The following is an 18,249-nucleotide window of genomic DNA, read 5'->3' as shown; positions in this document are numbered from 1 at the left end:
GCAAAACACTTGGTTACATTCGACAACTCTCAGATACAATATGTATTTATAGTTTTACTCTATGATACAAAATGTATCATGTCAATCTTTTATTTTCACCTTTTCATAAATTCATACTCTTTCACTGTATTCTGTTGTCTGTCATTTAAGCACTTATTCATGATCAATTATGTTCTGATTGCACAAACGCGAATAAGCTCCAGACATGTTCTGTGAGGAACAATGCCTGAAGCCATACGTAATCCGTTGAGAAACTTAATATGAAACCGGGTGAACAACCATCAGGTAAACCTTACATTTGAACTTTTCCCAGGAGCTCCAACACTCCCATTTCGCTCTTCTTCCTGATCTGCCTGTGTAGCATCCTGCATCCCCTTCTGTACCTTCACGGTTAACAATACAGCAATTCCCGCGACGAAAAAGAAGATGAGCGACAGAATACCCCAACGCGTGGAACCCGTGATCTGCCCAACATAACCAAACACAAATGGACCAAAGATCGCAGAGAATTTGCCTGTAATATTCACAAAACCAAAATACTCTCCTGTTCTGCCTGCCGGCATCAGATTGCTAAACAGGGAACGCGCTGTGGATTGACTCACACCCTGCACGACACCAACCAACCCGGCGAGTACATAGAAGTGGATCGCTTGTGTCATGAAATAACCTAGAATCACAATACATATGTAGACCGATAAGCTAACGATTAATACCTGCTTTGCTCCCCAACGCTGTGCCCACGCTCCCAGTAACAAAGTGCATGGGAAACCGATGAACTGGGTTAACAGTAGCGCGAGCATCAGGTCGGCTGTGCCTATGCCTATACTTGTTCCATAGATGGTAGCCATCAGAATGATGGTATTAATACCGTCATTAAAAAACCAGAAAGCCACCAGCATGCGGATTAACTGGGGAAAACGCCGCATCTGACGAAAGGTCTGCCGCAGTCTGCGCACGCCCACCGCAGTATACCTTCTCCACGAGCCGGGCATGTCCGGTGAAGCAGGCCGTCTCGGAGCATGGCGAAAGATCGGTATGGAGAACAGCAACCACCACAACGAGACGGAGATAAACGCAAGTCTTGTGCCTGCCAGTGTACTGCTCATCCCGAACCAGCCCGGTTGCTGAATCATCAGCAGGTTCACCGCAAGCAACAAACCTCCTCCAATATAACCATAGGCATAACCTTTGGAGGATATCATGTCCCTTCGTTCCACGGGTACCAGATCCGGCAGCATTGCATCGTAAAAGGTGTTACCACCTGCAAAACCGATCGTAGATATGACCAGCAACGCGGAAGCAAGGAACCAGTCCCCTTCACCGATTGCGCTGAATCCCAATGTAGCAAGGACGCCTATAATTGCAAATACACGCAGGAAGTCGCCTTTCCGTCCTGACAAATCAGCCAGTGTGCCTAGCAACGGTGTTAGCAGAGCTACGAACAACATGCCAATGGAATGGGTATAGGCCAGATAGGAAGCCGCGGTATCCGTATCCAGCGTTGCGGCAGCCACCGAAGCATAGAATACGGGCAGTACTGCCGCCAGTACAGTTGTCGCATAAGCCGAATTGGCCCAATCATACATAATCCAAGCCTTGATCGCCTTTTTATTCACATGAATCCTTCCTTTACATGCATCTCTATTGGATCGTGTTCATGAAATCTGGTTTTCAGTATCGAGAAAAGGAATGAAGCTAGAAATGGAGTAGATGTACTTCTCCTATTGTATAGGAAGGATATCACACTTGTTCACTGTTTCTGTAAAAAATGGAGCAATTCTGTTCTTACGACTCACCTTACCTCTGAGGTGAACTTGCGTAATTGTATCATTTTATATCCACTCTCATCACATATCGTCCTCGCCCGTGAATATACTTAATTACCGACAGGCCAAACTGTGCCGCGTAATCAATGGGGGTGCCTACATGTCAAATTCACACCAGCCTTACTCGTTCGTCGTGTCGAAGGAAGATTGGTCGCTTCACCGCAAAGGGTACCAGGACCAACAACGCCATCAGCAAAAGGTGAAAGATGTCATCAAACAGAATCTGCCTGATCTGATTACGGAAGAAAACATCATCATGTCTGATGGAAAACAAATCATCAAGGTACCAATCCGCAGTCTGGATGAGTACCGTTTTGTGTATAACTACCAGAAGCAAAAACATGTTGGTCAAGGAGACGGTGACAGTCAGGTCGGAGACGTCATCGGTCGTGATCCCTCTGCTTCTCAGAAACCCGGCAAAGGCGAAAAAGCTGGCGATCAGCCTGGTCATGATATTGTGGAAGCCGAAGTGAGTATTGAGGAATTGGAAGATATGCTCTTCGCTGAGCTGGAATTACCCGATCTGAAGCAGAAAGACAAAGACCTGATTGAGACACATACGGTGGTATTCAACGATATTCGCAAAAAAGGCATGCAGTCCAATATTGACAAGAAACGTACCATTTTGGAGAATCTGCGTCGCAATGCAACGACCGGTACGCCAGGTATCCATCACATCAGTCCGGATGACCTGCGCTACAAGACATGGGAAGACAAAATCATTCCACAATCCAATGCCGTTATCATTGCCATGATGGATACATCCGGGTCCATGGGTTCTTTTGAGAAATACTGCGCGCGCAGCTTTTTCTTCTGGATGACCCGTTTTCTACGCCGTCAGTATGAGAAAGTTGAGATTGTTTTCCTCGCCCATCATACAGAAGCCAAGGAAGTTACCGAAGAAGAATTCTTTACCCGTGGCGAGAGCGGAGGTACGATTTGCTCCTCTGTATATATGAAGGCGCTGGATATTATTGACAGCCGATATCCACCTTCCAGCTACAACATCTACCCCTTCCACTTCTCTGATGGGGATAATCTGACCTCGGATAACGAACGGTGTGTGAAGCTGATCGGGGAGTTAATGAAGCGTAGCAATATGTTTGGATACGGCGAAGTGAATCAGTACAACCGCAGCAGTACACTGATGTCGGCTTATCGTCATATCAAAATGGATCAGTTCATGTATTATGTGATCAAAGAAAAAGGCGAAGTGTACAAAGCTTTGCGCAGCTTTTTCCAGAAACGGGAAGGAGGCAGCGTTAGATGACAGATGAGATCCGCGACCTAGAATACGCTATTGCCGAGATTATGGAGATTGCCAATGGTTTTGGTCTGGACTATTACCCCATGCGGTACGAAATCTGCCCATCGGATATTATTTATACATTTGGAGCCTACGGCATGCCTACCAGATTCAGTCACTGGAGCTTTGGTAAAACATTTCATAAGATGAAAATGCAGTACGATTTTGGGCTCAGCAAAATTTATGAGCTTGTCATCAATTCCAACCCTTGTTATGCCTTCCTGCTGGATGGCAATTCCCTGATTCAGAACAAATTGATCGTAGCCCACGTCCTGGCACACTGCGATTTTTTCAAAAACAATGCCCGCTTCTCCAAATCCAACCGTAATATGGTCGAAAGTATGGCTGCTACGGCGGATCGGATCAGCAATTATGAGATGGAGTACGGAACGGAAGCGGTTGAAGCCTTTATCGATGCCGTGATCGCAATTCAGGAACATGTGGACCCACAGCTGATTAAACCCCGCCATTTGGACAAACAACGTTATATGGAGATGAAAATGCGGGAGCAGCGCGGTGAGAAAGCACCCAAGCCGGAAGGCCGCTATGATGATTTATGGTCGCTTGATGATGTGAAGACCGAAGAAAAACCGGCCGAAGGCATACAGGTCCATCACTTTCCCCCTGAACCGGAGAAGGATGTCATGTGGTTTATTCAGGAATTCTCGGAAGTGTTGACCGACTGGCAGCGGGATATCATGAGTATGATGCGTGAAGAGATGCTTTATTTCTGGCCACAGATGGAAACGAAAATCATGAATGAAGGCTGGGCATCCTACTGGCATCAACGCATTATACGTGAGCTCGATCTGAACAGTGAGGATACGATCGAATTTGCCAAACTTAACTCCTCCGTGGTGCAGCCATCCAAACAAAGTCTGAATCCGTATTATCTGGGACTGAAGATTTTCGAGGATATTGAACGGCGCTGGGATAACCCAACCCGGGAAGAACAGGATCGTTGGGGCCGTAAACCCGGTCAAGGTCGTGCCAAAATGTTCGAGGTGCGTGAGTTCGATTCCGATACCTCCTTTATCCGCAACTACATGACCAAGCAATTAACCGAGGATCTGGACCTCTACGTATTTGAGAAAAAAGGACCGGACTGGAAAATCACCGACAAGTCCTGGGAAAACATACGGGATCAGCTCGTATTTTCACGTGTCAACGGGGGATCACCCTATCTGGTTGTACAGGATGCCGATTATCTGCGGACAGGGGAACTCGTGCTGAAACATCAATATGAAGGCATTGAGTTGGATCTGAAATATATGGAACGCACCCTGCCTTATCTGTATCGCCTCTGGGGACGTACCGTACATGTGGAGACACGTGTCGAGGATAAACCGATCTGGTTTACGTATGATGGCAAGAAACACCACCGCAAGTTTATGTGAGGTTCCAACAATCCTTTCCTTTTTAAAAAAGAGAACCTTCGTATCACGTATGAAGAATGGCGACATACCATAAAAAAACAAAAAAAGCGGCAAGCTCCCGACATACACGGGGACTTGCCGCTTGGCATACATAAAATTAGGATGGTACCGGTGGTGCACCATTCCCCTGCAATCGCAGCGGTACAAAAAAATCATGCTCCACTTCACTTGCCGGCAGTGGGCGACTGAAATAATATCCCTGAATCTCCCGGCAATCATTCTGCATCAGAATATCCAGTTGGCCTTTCGTCTCAATGCCTTCCGCAATGACTTCCATCTTGAGATTCTGTGCCATCGATATAATGGTCGCCACAATGGCTTGATCGCTGTGACTCTCTGTAATGTCCGTCACAAACGAACGATCAATCTTGAGCTTGTGAATCGGGAAATGCTTCAGATAACTCAGTGAACTGTATCCCGTCCCGAAATCATCCAGGCTGATCTTGACACCCAGTGCGTTAAGTTCATTCAGAATTGCCGTAGAGACCGTGGCATCCATCATCATGCTCTCTGTAATCTCCAGCTCCAGGTACCGTGCCTCCAGCCCTGTCTCCAAGAGTGCGTTCTTGACCTGTTCTACCAAATTCGATTGATGGAACTGCTGGCTGGACAAGTTTACCGATACCGGAATGAGCGGCCCACCGCTGGCATGCCAGAGCTTCATCTGCCTGCATGCTTCGCGCAGCGTCCATTTGCCAATCTCATAGATCATACCTGTCTCTTCTGCAAGCGGAATGAACACATTGGGTGCGAGCAGTCCTTTGAGTGGATGGTTCCAACGTATAAGAGCCTCCACACCAATCATGCGGCTATCCTCGGTACGAATCTGTGGTTGATAGTACAGGACCATCTCATCGCGTTCCAACGCTTTACGAAGATAACCCTCCAGCTCAATGCGTTCATATAGTTCCGAATCCAGTTGGGCAGTGTAGAATTGGAAACCATTTTTACCGTTTTTCTTCACTTCATACATGGCGGAGTCCGCATGTTTCAGCAAAGCATCCACGCCAACTCCATGATCCGGGTACATCGCAATTCCAATGCTGGCGGTTACGTAAAAATCATTCTCCTTCAGTCGATAAGGTAACTGAATGGCTTCAACAATCTGTTTTGCAAGTTCTGCCACTCTTACTTCTGTCGCTTGATCCTGGGTCACAACGAGTGTGAACTCGTCCCCGCCCATCCGGGCCAGCATGACATTCTCCATAGCTAAGGGATCCGAAGATTCTATGGCTTTCATGATCCGGTTGCTGACTTCTCTTAGAAATACATCTCCAATGGAGTGTCCCAACGAGTCATTAATCATCTTGAAACGATCTATATCCATCACCATAACCGCAAAAGAATTCCCTTTTTCTGCTGAATCGTTAATCGTACAAGCCAGCACATCATCCAACTTGCGCCGATTGGGCAACCCCGTCAACGGATCATGCAAAGCTTGGTGACGAATCTTCTCCTGAGCCTGTTTCTCCTCCGTAATATCCTTGATCAGAATGTGGCTTCCCACATGGTTACCATCAATGACTACAGGAACCACAACAATACTAAGATCCAGAAGTTCACCCTGTATATCTCTCATCTTAGCCATATAATGCGCCTGCTCCAGCTTATGATCATCCCAATCGATTGAATCGAATTCACTGATCCATTCTATATCGATCTGCTGAACAATTTCATCAATGGAGCGATCCATGACCCTTGTTTCAGGATAACCGGTGATTGTTGTTACCGCAGCATTAATACCTTTGACAATACCTTCCTTGTCCACTGAAATAATGGCATCCGAATGGTTATGATACAGGGCCTGATACCATTGCTCATTCTCATGAATCCGTCGATCTTTCTGTGACATTCGCTGATTGATAAATATGCCGAACAACGTCAAGCCCAAAGCAATAAATGTGCCCGATGCGATCAAATAGGCGAGAATGCCTGGCTCAATCTGCATCCCTGAACTTACCATCGAGCCATGTGAATGATGGAAATGTGCGGCTGACATCCCGGTATAATGCATGCCAGAGATTCCAATACCCATAATGAGACCGCTGCCCATCTTGTAAACCCAGGTATGTCTTGATTGATGATAACGGAAGTAAAACATGAGCCACAATGCCGCAAAGGAAGCAAGTGCTGCAATCAGAATGGATAATACCACTCTGCCTGGTTCATACGTAACCGGAGTTGACATCGCTGCCATTCCCACATAATGCATCGAGCTGATCCCTGCTGTCATCAGTACTCCAGCAATCATCAGCTTGCTTATCCTGCCCGTTTGTCTACCCGCAATGTTCAAGGCCACCCCCGATGCAACAATAGCGAGTAGAACAGATAAAACAACCTTACCGGTAGAATAGGAGACTTGCGTAGGCAGAACAAAAGCCAGCATACCTACGAAATGCATGGACCAGATTCCCAGCCCCATTGAGAATGCACCGCAGGTAAGCCATACATTCCGCGCCATTCCGCTAGCCTGACTTACACGGCCTGCAAGGTCAAGGGCTGCGTACGAAGCTAACGATGCAATAATATAGGATAAAATAACAAGTTCTAAGTTGTACGTACCATGTAGGTGCTCCACTCACTCTGTCCTTTCAACCGGGAAATGCTTCGTATGTATGCAAAAATGTAAAAAAGAAGCGAGTGCGCTGTCTGGATGACAGGCACTCCCTCCGCATCATTTGACTCGTGACAACAGACTTAGTTGAAGCCGTTATCATACATTGGAACCCGTTTATTTGAATGTATATAGTCTAAACGTCCCAGCCTTTAAAATCAACACTTATTTCCAGATATACAATCTTGAATAGCTAACATTCTCATATTCTAATTCGCAACTAAATATTCTATTTACGAGTCAGTAACAGACTGCCAAAACCGGAAGTATCTTGATAAGAATTACCTGATGAATCGCTCCAGATGGACACACTGCTTCGCTTGCCATCTCCCGCGCCATCATCATTAACTTGAAGATCAAACCCAATCCATCTTTGCTCTTCAGCACGAACGCTATCTAGTGGGATTGCCACTTCAACTGTATACCCTCCGCTTGTTAATCGGGTAGCTGATTTGAAACTTTCTTTCCGTGCATTTCCTCCAAAAGAAGTCTCATTATCAAAATTGACCCGGTACTGGGCGTCATCCTCCTGATAAAATGTTGTCTGATCTTTGCTCGGGTCGATAAAAATCTCGATCGAATCCTGCTCATGTGCATTAGAGCTTAATTTGCTTCGCAAAGGATCTTTCACATCTGCCAATACGTACAGGTATTTCTCATCCCATAACAGTTGTGCAGTCACCGTTGCACCGGAGTTTCCGACCACCCAGACATCCGTTTTAACAGATGCAGCCTTTTTCCAGACGTTATCCTTTTTCGCATCAATTACAGGTTTGCCATAAGTGACCTTGGTTTGTTTCAAGACAGAACCGAGCTTCAGTTTGCCCCGGTTGGCTGGTTTGTCGGGCTGTTGATTGGAAATATCATTCCAAACAATGGTCGCTGTCTTTCCAGCAGCATATTCATCCGTAATCCGAAAATCCAGAGACAAGACCTGGCCTTCGGTAAGTAAAGCAGCTGACATAGGCAGTGATGCGTATACAACATAACCGGTTTTTGTCTCCTGTACGTTGTAAGTATTTTTATCTTTGCCTTTACCGCCATCCCGTTTAAATGTATATTGACCATTTGCAGACGGCGGATTTTTCTTCTTGGCTGACAGATCAGCTTCAGCAGTTGCAGCGCCTGTCCCCTTGACTTCTTCCGCGAGGAAAACCTGCACCTGATCCCCTTTGCGACGTGTGGTGTCCTTCACTTCCACTCGTAAATTCACCTTTTTCGCATCCCACATCATACGAGCCTCACCCGTAACCGCAGATGTACCATCTGCCAGGTGATTAATTTCGAGTCCTTTCACAGCACCCCAAAGAATATCTTCCTGTCCTTTGTGATTCGGGAAAGAAGGGCTGGCCTTCAATGCTGTCCATTCATTACGATAGATCGGAAGAGTGGTAGCATCCACCAGTGCCCAATAGGCCGGTTTTGCTTTCAATTTACGATCAAACAACAATGGTGCATCTTTGCGTCCTTTAACTGGATGGTTGTCAAGCCATGTACCATCATCCGCAAGTCCCCAAACGGTAACACTGTCCATTACGCCGCGTTTTCCCAACTCGTCAAACAGGTCGAACAGTTCACGATAACGGTAAGCTTGTTGCAACATTAATTCATCTGTGACAGGCATCTCCAGTTCAGAATTACTTGAATAGATCGAAACGTCCAGCTCCGTAACCTGTACATTCACACCAAGAGCAATCACTTTCTCAAAAGCCTCACGAATGAGCTTTACATCCGGTCCGTACATCGACACATGCATCTGGAATCCAACCGCATCAATCGGTGTTCCTTTGGCAAGCAGCTTCTCTACAAGCTTCACCATATCATTCACCTTGTTTCCATTGCCCTCCATTCCATAGTCATTAATAACCAGTACAGCATCAGGGTCAGCCTCACGTGCATATCGGAAAGCCAGCTCAATGTAATCACTGTCATCTCCGTCGCCATCTACATCCCCAATAATATCTCTCCACTTGGAATTACTGGCCTCATTCCGCAAGCCGCCTCCGTCCGCGATGACTTCATTGACGACATCCCATGTATGAACCTTTCCTTTGTACCGGGTAACGATGGTTTGAATATGGGTTTTCATCCGTGCAAGCAACTGTTCCCGCGTGGCAGGTTTGGAAGCATCATTCGGATCGGTAAAGAACCAGTCCGGCACCTGACTATGCCATAACAGCGTATGACCTCTGATTTCCATATCATTTGCTTCGGCAAACTTCACCAGGCGATCTGTCTCTGACCAGACAAACTGTCCTTCCTGAGGTTGCATCGCATCCATTTTCATAAAGTTTCCAGCTGTAATACTATTAAAATGTTTCGTCAACAGTTGGGAATGCGGATCTTCCGCATCCAGTGCAGACTGGTCGATTGCCGCTCCCATTGCATAGTGTTGTCCCACAACATCCACTAGATTCGGAATGTTCGGCTCTATTTCAATTTTTTCGGCTTCCGTGATCAGTACATCATCCACGTAAAAAGTAATCGTATCCGCCGGCGTCACTTCCGCTGACGTCTTCCAAGGTGTCTCTGCATACATGCGGAATCCGGTGATGCCGCTATTTTCTCCAGGGATCACCACATCTGCCTCGATTTTTTTCCACTGTCCCTTGTTCAGAGTTGCAGAGGCAAACGTAGCATATTCTCGACTTGAAGCGTCGTTATTGTACTCTTTCTCCAGTGAACCGTTGATGACCTGACTGTCCGGTCCTTCATCGTACATGGCCCAAAACGAAATATGAACCGTGCTGCCCTTCTGTACATGGTCTATGACTTCAATTAAGGGTCCATGGAACGTTTCGGTACGGGAAGAGGTTCTCAGGCTGCGTGTACTGTCGTGACCTGCTTGCGCTACGATATCAAGCTTTTCACTCGCACGTGGACGCCATTGTCCCAACACACCATCTTCAAAATTAGCCTCGAACAGTACTCCATCATCGCCAGTCTTAACGTCCGCAGCCGCAGCACGTGTCCCTCCTGTTCCCACACTTGGGAACAAACTGAAGATCAATACAGCCGACAAGCACAAGCTCCACCATTTTCTCAAATGCATCCGATCTCCTCCTTGGTTCGTTGTTTGTGAAGAATAACCTTTGCTCTGCCATGTGCCAGCCTTTTACAAGATCGTTATTCAGGATGGATAGATGCTAATGGACAGAAAATTGTAAGCACTTTCATTATACGATTGCCAGTAAACTTTGTTTACCCGTTAAACTATAGGACTTGCATCACTCCATTAACCATATGTTTCCAAGTTAGATATAGAACGACAAAAAGCACAGCTTATTAGCTGTGCTTCGCGTAAACATCTTTACTATTTACATTTTTAGGATTTTAAGGGTGCTGTCGTCTGACGGACGACCAGATTGGAAGGTTCCGTCACCACAGGAGGAGAATAAGATGGATTCTCGATCATGGCAATCAGATATTCGATGGACTTAATGCCAATAGAATAGATATTCTGATTCACCGTGGTCAACCCCGGTTTGAATACCTCAGCATAATACGTGTTATCGAACCCGACAACCGAGATATCTTCTGGTACACTCAGTCCATGCTTTTCAATTTCATGAATCGCACCAAAGGCAGACATGTCTGAAGCACAGACAATTCCCGTTGGTTGGTCCTGAAGTGCCAGCAATCTCCGGGCAGCCTTGCTCCCCCCGTCGAATGAGTAATCGCAGACTTCCAGATATACCGTAGAATATGGGATGCCGCATTCTCGCAGCCCTTCCCGATATCCTTCCAATCGCAGATTGGCTACTGCAGGTCCAAGTGTCCCTGAGATATAGGCAATTTTGCGGTGCCCAAGCTCATGCAGATGTTTGACACCCATCGAGATCCCGTTCGCGTTATCCGTAGTAATGTAACCAGCACGTTTGCCCAACATGTCCGTATCAACAAACATCGTTGGAATTTCTGCATCCACCAGTTCCTGAATACTCGCGTTTTCTCTGCCTTCCCCGAATACCACAACGCCATCCACATTACGACTGCGGCAATGTTTGATAAACGAGTACGCCGGATCATCGAATCGAGTAGACAACCGGACCAGGTCATATCCACTGTTCTCCAGCGCTGTCTTGATCCCTTCCAGCAACTCCGACACAAAAGGGTTCGTAAACGGAACTGTTAACAGCACTCCCACCGTCCATGAACGGCGTTTGACAAGTCCACGTGCGACCACATTGGGTTGATATTTCAATAATTCGATGGCTATATTGACTTTTTTGCGTGTTTTTTCACTTACATCAGGATAATCGTTTATTACTTTGGAAACGGTTGCAACAGATACTCCCGCTTCCTTGGCTACATCATGGATAGAAGCCATCTGATCACCTCAACCTCTTTCGAATCCCCTGTCTCCGGCTGCATTTTCTATAACATCGGCAGGTTTGTCTACCCATTATAGCTTAAAACAGCCTGAAACGGTATGGAAGGTTCCTAATGCTTTTAAGCTCTATTCCTGCTGTTCCAGATTCTTCAAATCCAGAGACAGTTTCTCCATTGTTGTTGCGAATACAGCGAGTTCAGCCGAGCGTGAAGCTTGGCTACGTGCCCCTCTGGACGTATGATCCGACTCCTGCTGCACACTGCTCAGTTTCTTCATGATCTGCTCCAGATTAGACTGAATCTTCCCCTGGGCATCCCGGGAACTGGCTGCAAGCTTGCGCACCTCACTAGCGACTACTTCGAAGCCACGTCCGAACTCTCCTGCATGAGCAGCTTCAATCGCTGCATTCAGACCGACAAGATGACTCTGATCCGATATCTCGCGAATGAGTTCACCCATTTTTCCAATCTGCTGGATCTCCCCTGTCAATTCGGTGAGCAGAACTTGGGCCTGATCCTGAGAAGCCGCTGTTTCTTTGGCTACACTCGATATAGCCATTGCACTCTCATTTAATTCACTAATCATGCCTGTAAGCTCTTGGGTAATCTGCGTAATCGCGTGCAATGTATGCTGTTGGTCATCGGCAAGCTGATGTAACTTTTCTTTTTCTTTCTTCTCATATGCCTCAAGGACAAGCTGTGAATCCAGATTAAACATTTTGCTGAGCGCCTGAATAACAAGATGCCAGGAATCAGGGATAACCTGTTGGAATATGCTCGTTGCAATATCAAGGTATACCATATAGGTACCCAGATAATAATCTTCGGACAGGCCAATACGGGAATGCACTAGCCCAATTGCAATCCGTTGCTCAATATATGCGTCGTCCACGATTCCATCTGTCATCGATAACCAGTACATCTTCTGTGTTTCTTTTAGACGATCAATGGTAGAGAATCGAGCGATCAGATCTACCAATTCAGGATAATTTCCCACATGATTGTAGAAATGATCTACTACTTCATTAACGACTTTTTTAAAAACAGGCCGATGATCGGCAAGCAGTTTTAGATCCCCTGCGGTTAATCCCATGTAATCAAGTTGCTTCTGTCTTGTTGCGGAAATACTACTCATATCTGGTTCAGTCAGCTCCTTAATAAACACTAAATTACTTTAAATTGTAAATATATGTATTGATTATAGACTAAAATACCTAAATATACATATACCATTAGAACTAATTCTCTTTAAAATTAACCCTATTTGTCAGCTTTTTAGACTAATATGGACCTTCATGTAATTAAAAAGGCCCTGACCCTGCTGTGAAGGAGCCTCACAGCAGACATCAGGAGCCTGATCCGGAATGGTTTGTTGCCGATTAGCGATTAAGCAAACTGCCCACATAACGTAACAGTTCATTCGCGCTGGCTGCGGTATATCCATGTTCCTCAATTAAGCGTTTAATGACTTCATTCATACGTTTCAATTGTGTTGCATCCGGTGTTTTGGTTGAGGTTGTGATCTTGACGATGTCTTTCAGATCGGTGAACAACTTCTTCTCAATCGCTTCACGCAAACGGTCATGGCTGCTGTATTCGAACTTGCGCTCCTTGCGGGAGTATGCCGAGATTCGGATCAGAATCTCTTCTCTGAACGCTTTCTTTGCATTCTCGGAGATCCCGATCTGTTCCTCAATGGATCGCATCAGACGCTCATCCGGGTCCATCTCTTCATCCGTGAGCGGGTCACGAATCTTGGACCAGTTGCAGAATGCTTCGATGTTATCGAGGTAATTCTCGAATAATGTTCTTGCGGATTCCTCGAATGAGTACACAAATGCTTTCTGCACTTCCTTCTTGGCCAATTCATCATACTCCTTGCGTGCAAGAGCGATAAAGTTCAGATAACGCTCCCGCTCTTCCTTCGTGATCGAGGCATGCTGGTCCAGACCATCCTTGATCGCCCGCAGAATGTCCAGCGCGTTAATGCACTGAAGATTTTGCTTGATCAAAGCACTGGAGATCCGGTTAATGACATACCGTGGATCAATGCCGGACATTCCTTCATCCAAATACTCATTTTGCATCTCCCGAAGATCGGCTTCTTTGTATCCTTCCACTTCTTCACCATCATACATGCGCATCTTTTTAACGAGATCCATGCCTTGTTTTTTCGTTTCCTTCAAGCGGGTAAGTATGGAAAAAATGGCTGCAGTCCGCAGTGCATGCGGTGCAATATGAACATGCTTCATGTCACTTTGCTGAATGAGCTTGGCATAGATTTTCTCTTCCTCGGACACTTTCAGATTGTACGGAATCGGCATGACAATCATCCGGGATTGCAGTGCTTCATTCTTCTTGTTGGAGATAAAAGACTTATACTCCGATTCATTCGTATGCGCCACAATCATTTCATCCGCACTGATTAAGGCGAAACGTCCTGCTTTGAAGTTCCCTTCCTGCGTGAGCGACAGTAGATTCCAGAGGAATTTCTCATCACATTTCAACATCTCCTGGAACTCCATCAGTCCACGGTTTGCCTTGTTCAACTCCCCATCAAAACGATAGGCACGTGGATCGGATTCGGAACCAAACTCGGTAATGGTGGAGAAGTCGATACTCCCCGTCAGATCGGCAATATCCTGTGATTTCGGATCGGATGGACTGAACGTTCCTATTCCCACGCGATTATCTTCGGAAACAATGACCCGTTCCACCGGCACCTTGCTGATATCACCACCGTATTCGGTACGCAGTCTCATCTGGCAGGATGGGCAAAGGTTACCCTCAATACGGACTCCAATTTCCTTTTCCACTTCAGGACGAAGCTCCAGTGGAATCAGATGCAGCGGTTCCTCATGCATCGGGCATCCATCAATGGCGTATATGGCACCTTTCTCTGTCCGCGAGAACTGTTCAAGCCCCCGCTTCAGCAGCGTCACCAGCGTCGATTTCCCTCCACTTACGGGACCCATCAGGAGCAAAATCCGTTTACGTACATCCAGACGACGTGCAGCCGAGTGGAAGTATTCTTCAACCAGCTTTTCAATCGAACGATCCAGTCCAAAGATCTCCTGTTCAAAAAACTTGTACCGCTTATGCCCACCTACTTCTTCCACGCCAAACGATTCAATCATCTCATACACTCTGGCGTGAGCCGTCATTGCCGGAGTCGGGTCCTCTCTCAGCAGTGCAATATAATCTTCAAATGTTCCGTTCCATGTCAAACGGTCACTCTCTGCCCGATGTTCCGCAACGCGTTCAAAAATATTCATGCTTGGTACCTCCCATGGCTCCTTTAGTGTGATTGTCAACCATTCCGAATGGTATGAAGAAATCAATAGAATTGCGGCTCCTGCTTGAATACCAATCTTGCGGTCCTGTGTAGTCCCGCCACCCTCTGTCCAAACGTCTTGTTTTGTTGTGAAAAGTGTATTACATACCTATGCGGCAATTCGGATAAGTTGACCTCTTTTTTTCAATCAACCGCTTCGAATTTTGGCTTTTCCCTGTTCTATCAGACATCTTGTGCCTTCAGAAAAAAAAGAACGAATATGATATAATGAGGGTTCTAAATTCAGGATAACGGACAACACCTGGTCAGAGACAGGCCACTTCTGGAAAGGAGCACGGACGATGGCAGTAAAATACGAAACCGAATTATATTCGCCTGTGAAGGCTTTCTTCGAGCAGCGTGGCTTCGACGTCAAAGCGGAAGTCAGACATTGTGACCTCGTAGGGGTCAGATCGGACCAGGACGAACCACTCATTGTGGAGATGAAAAAAACATTTAACCTCTCCCTGTTGTTACAGGGTATGCAGCGCTTGAAGCTTAGCCCGTTCGTGTATCTGGCCGTCGAGCGCAATCGCAGTAAACGCGGAGCTGTGAACCAGCGCTGGAGCGAACTGGCTGCACTATGCAGACAACTTGGTCTGGGGCTGCTGACTGTCACATTTTACAAAACCAAAGCTCCCCTGATTGATGTACTGTGCGAACCTTCCGCCCAGACGCCCCCTACTAGCGCCAATCAAGTTGCCCGCAAAAGCGGCGTTCGACGGAAACGATTGCTCAAGGAATTCGACGAACGCAGTGGAGACTACAATACGGGAGGCAGCACACGCAGACAGCTGGTCACAGCATATCGTGAGAAGGCTTTACGTGTCGCATCCGCTCTGCGGACAAACGGAGAAGCCTCTCCGGCCAACCTTGCCAGACAGACAGGCGTAGGGTCTGCAGCAGCTATTCTGCAAAAAAACTATTATGGCTGGTTTGAACGCCTCTCCCGTGGAAAGTATATTCTGACAATTAAGGGAGTACAGGCGTTAACCGAGCATGCACACATGCTTGAGGATAATGATATGATTGAACGAACCATTAATGAACTCGATGTAACGTATTCTGTATCTGGTGAAAATAAGGACGACCTTGCACACATTGCTGAATCAGCGGAGTTTTACTTAAAAAATACAGGCAGGATCTAAACTGGAATCATCTGAAGTAACGGATGTGAAAAAAATGAGAATGCAAAAAAAACACCTGTAATCTCCACTGGAGACTACAGGTGTTTTGATGTGTTCTATATAGAAGATTGTTATTAGAATTTTACTGCTACTTCGGAAGCCAATTTCAGACCTGCAGTAACGATTTCTTCAGCACGATCTGCAGAAGCATTATGTCCTTCAACGATAACTACTTCAGGGTTTTGAATGCCCCACAAGCCGAGAACTGTTTTCAGGAAGTTCAGGGACATTTCAGCAGCTGCCATTGGGCCTTCGGAATAAACGCCACCACGTGCGTTAAGCAAAGCTACTTTTTTGTCGCCAGCAAGTCCTACAGGACCTTCAGCAGTGTATTTGAATGTTTTACCAGCTTGGCTCAGGTAAGCAATGTAGTTTACCAATGGAGCTGGAACAGTGAAGTTCCACAGTGGGAATGCAAATACAACTTTGTCAGCTGCCAGGAATTGATCTTGCAATTGTGTTGCAAGTGCAGCTGCTTTTTGCTCGTCAGCTGTCAGTTCAAAACCGTTAGCTGCTTTGTAAGTACCTGTGATAGCAGTGTTACCATAGAATGGGAATTCTGTATTGTAGAGATCCAACTCAGTAACTGTGTCACCTGGGTGGGACTCTTTGTATGCGCTCAAGAATGCATCGTACAATTTAACGCTGACTGCTTGATCTGCAGGACGGTCATTTGCTTTAACAAATAAAATATTAGACATGTTGAATTTTCCCCCGTTAGATAAAATATATGAGTGCTTTTCCTGAACTGGCCACCATTGTAGCTTATATAAAGAAACCAACAACTCATTAATTCATATTATATATAAAAATGTTAGTGGATGCAATAACGTAATCACTTTGGTCATGAACCAATTTTTATTTTTGCTACAAAATCTATTTTTGATCTGACTTAGCTACGAGCCGTAAATTCGGAAATGGCTTCACTAATCAGGTTCATGCCAAGAAGCAATTCATCCCTGCCCGGATGGCTAAAGTTCAATCGGATGTAACGTTGATCCTGTACACCTGTGGAGCATAGTGATCCAGGAAGAAAAGATACACCTTTGGGCAAAGCCGCTTTAAGCAAAGCGCCACTATCCAATCCTTCCGGCAACTGTACCCATAGATACATTCCGCCCTCTGGAATGTTGTACTGACACCCTTTCCAGCCCGGTCTTTTCAACAGTTCAAGCATCAGCTTGAGCCTTGTCTTGTACTCCCGATTCAACATGGATAAGTGATCACTCCAACGAAAAGGGGAATGAGCAAGCAATTGATACAACAGCCGCTGATTCATCGGACTGGACTGACCATCTGCAATTCGTTTAACCGAGGCCATTGCCTGAATCAGCGCAGGATGTCCAGCGGCCCATCCGGTTCGAAGAGCGGGCGCTACTGTTTTGCTGAATGAACCAATGTAGAGAACATGTCCACCCTGATCGGCAGTATCCAGTGCAAAGAGTGAAGGATATTTACGATAGAATTCCGTTGGCTCAAGGCCATCGAAATGGAGCTCTCCGTAAGAATCATCTTCCACAAGCAGTACACCATAGCGCGAACACAGCTCAAGGACAGCCTCCCGCCGCTCCATACTCCACAAAGCACCGGTCGGATTTGAGAAACTGGGTGCAGCAAAAAGCAGCTTCGGTCTAACCTGCTGCATGTGATGCTCCAAAAGGTCTGGCAGTATGCCGTCCCGATCACCCATTACGGGCACAATCTTGGCTCCTTGCATCTCCAAAACCTCAAGACAGCCTGGAGATGTGGGATGTTCAACCAGTACAGAATCTCCTGGCTCAAGCAATAGACGCATCACCAGATCGATGGCCTGCTGGGTACCAGTGGTCAACAGAATCTGCTCGGGTACCGTTCGTATGCCTTTGCGTGCATTCCAGTCTTTGTTCAACCACTCTCTTAGGGGTGTGTAGCCTGCTGGCTCTCCATATTGCAATGCGGAGGGGCCTGAACTAAAGACAGACACCGCTGCTTCTTCCAACAATTTGAAAGGAAACAACTCCTCCGCAGGCAATTCTTCTGCCAGAGAAATGAAATAATCCCTGCCAGACATCTCACGTATATCCCTCAGTGGTGACGACAAAAGCCTGTTGGTACGGGAAGCAAAGAAATATTTCATCGATCCGTTCCCCTTTCATCCCTATTCCGAAACTGTACTCGCAGTCCGCAGCCCTACAACCTATTCCTGCTCGCCATCGAATATGACCGGATGCATAC

11 protein-coding genes are annotated in these 18,249 nt (G+C 46.4%); 3 read left to right on the top strand and 8 right to left on the bottom strand.

What is annotated here, in order from left to right; genetic code table 11:
* Positions 1–281 precede the first annotated feature (281 nt).
* The gene (locus MHB85_RS09185; protein ID WP_192134710.1) at positions 282–1,616 is read right to left on the bottom strand and encodes an MFS transporter; all 1,335 of its coding nucleotides are present in this window, start codon (positions 1,614–1,616) and stop codon (positions 282–284) included.
* Between the two features lie 310 nt (positions 1,617–1,926).
* Here MHB85_RS09185 and yhbH point away from each other — a divergent pair, with 310 nt between their 5' ends.
* Both yhbH and MHB85_RS09175 read left to right on the top strand, forming a co-directional pair.
* Positions 1,927–3,096: a sporulation protein YhbH gene (yhbH, locus tag MHB85_RS09180; RefSeq protein ID WP_036609998.1), complete on the top strand. Its 1,170-nt coding sequence runs from the start codon at positions 1,927–1,929 to the stop codon at positions 3,094–3,096.
* On the top strand, positions 3,093–4,529 hold the full coding sequence (locus MHB85_RS09175) for a SpoVR family protein (RefSeq protein ID WP_192134708.1): 1,437 nt from the start codon (positions 3,093–3,095) through the stop codon (positions 4,527–4,529). Before yhbH ends, MHB85_RS09175 begins: the two co-directional genes overlap by 4 nt.
* A 136-nt stretch (positions 4,530–4,665) precedes the next feature.
* On the opposite strand, the gene MHB85_RS09170 is transcribed toward MHB85_RS09175, so the two are convergent.
* The 5 genes from MHB85_RS09170 to MHB85_RS09150 all read right to left on the bottom strand — a co-directional run bounded on the left by MHB85_RS09170 (position 4,666) and on the right by MHB85_RS09150 (position 14,789).
* A complete protein-coding gene (locus MHB85_RS09170; protein ID WP_192134707.1) occupies positions 4,666–7,146 on the bottom strand; it encodes an EAL domain-containing protein in 2,481 nt (826 codons plus the stop codon).
* A 265-nt stretch (positions 7,147–7,411) separates the two neighbouring features.
* Positions 7,412–10,234, bottom strand: a complete 2,823-nt coding sequence (locus tag MHB85_RS09165) for an endo-1,4-beta-xylanase (RefSeq protein ID WP_192134705.1) — start codon at positions 10,232–10,234, stop codon at positions 7,412–7,414.
* A gap of 273 nt (positions 10,235–10,507) precedes the next feature.
* Positions 10,508–11,512 carry a LacI family DNA-binding transcriptional regulator gene (locus MHB85_RS09160; protein ID WP_091014649.1) on the bottom strand — a complete coding sequence of 335 codons (1,005 nt, stop codon included), beginning with the start codon at positions 11,510–11,512 and terminating at the stop codon, positions 10,508–10,510.
* 129 nt (positions 11,513–11,641) lie between these two features.
* Positions 11,642–12,649: a globin-coupled sensor protein gene (locus tag MHB85_RS09155; protein ID WP_091014650.1), complete on the bottom strand. Its 1,008-nt coding sequence runs from the start codon at positions 12,647–12,649 to the stop codon at positions 11,642–11,644.
* Between the two features lie 244 nt (positions 12,650–12,893).
* A complete protein-coding gene (locus MHB85_RS09150) occupies positions 12,894–14,789 on the bottom strand; it encodes a PrkA family serine protein kinase (RefSeq protein ID WP_036610009.1) in 1,896 nt (631 codons plus the stop codon).
* A 361-nt stretch (positions 14,790–15,150) separates the two neighbouring features.
* Here MHB85_RS09150 and MHB85_RS09145 point away from each other — a divergent pair, with 361 nt between their 5' ends.
* Positions 15,151–15,996: a DUF2161 domain-containing phosphodiesterase gene (locus MHB85_RS09145; protein ID WP_192134703.1), complete on the top strand. Its 846-nt coding sequence runs from the start codon at positions 15,151–15,153 to the stop codon at positions 15,994–15,996.
* 113 nt (positions 15,997–16,109) lie between these two features.
* On the opposite strand, the gene MHB85_RS09140 is transcribed toward MHB85_RS09145, so the two are convergent.
* Positions 16,110–16,736, bottom strand: a complete 627-nt coding sequence (locus tag MHB85_RS09140) for an FMN-dependent NADH-azoreductase (RefSeq protein WP_091014655.1) — start codon at positions 16,734–16,736, stop codon at positions 16,110–16,112.
* Between the two features lie 191 nt (positions 16,737–16,927).
* Complete coding sequence (locus MHB85_RS09135; RefSeq protein WP_036610015.1) at positions 16,928–18,151, bottom strand: aminotransferase-like domain-containing protein; 1,224 nt, start codon at positions 18,149–18,151, stop codon at positions 16,928–16,930.
* Positions 18,152–18,249 lie beyond the last annotated feature (98 nt).

The sequence above is a fragment of the Paenibacillus sp. FSL K6-4396 genome, assembly GCF_038002525.1.
Taxonomy (GTDB): Bacteria; Bacillota; Bacilli; order Paenibacillales; family Paenibacillaceae; genus Paenibacillus; species Paenibacillus amylolyticus_B.
Note: the sequence above shows the minus strand (reverse complement) of the source record. Positions and strands in the feature narration are given on the sequence as shown.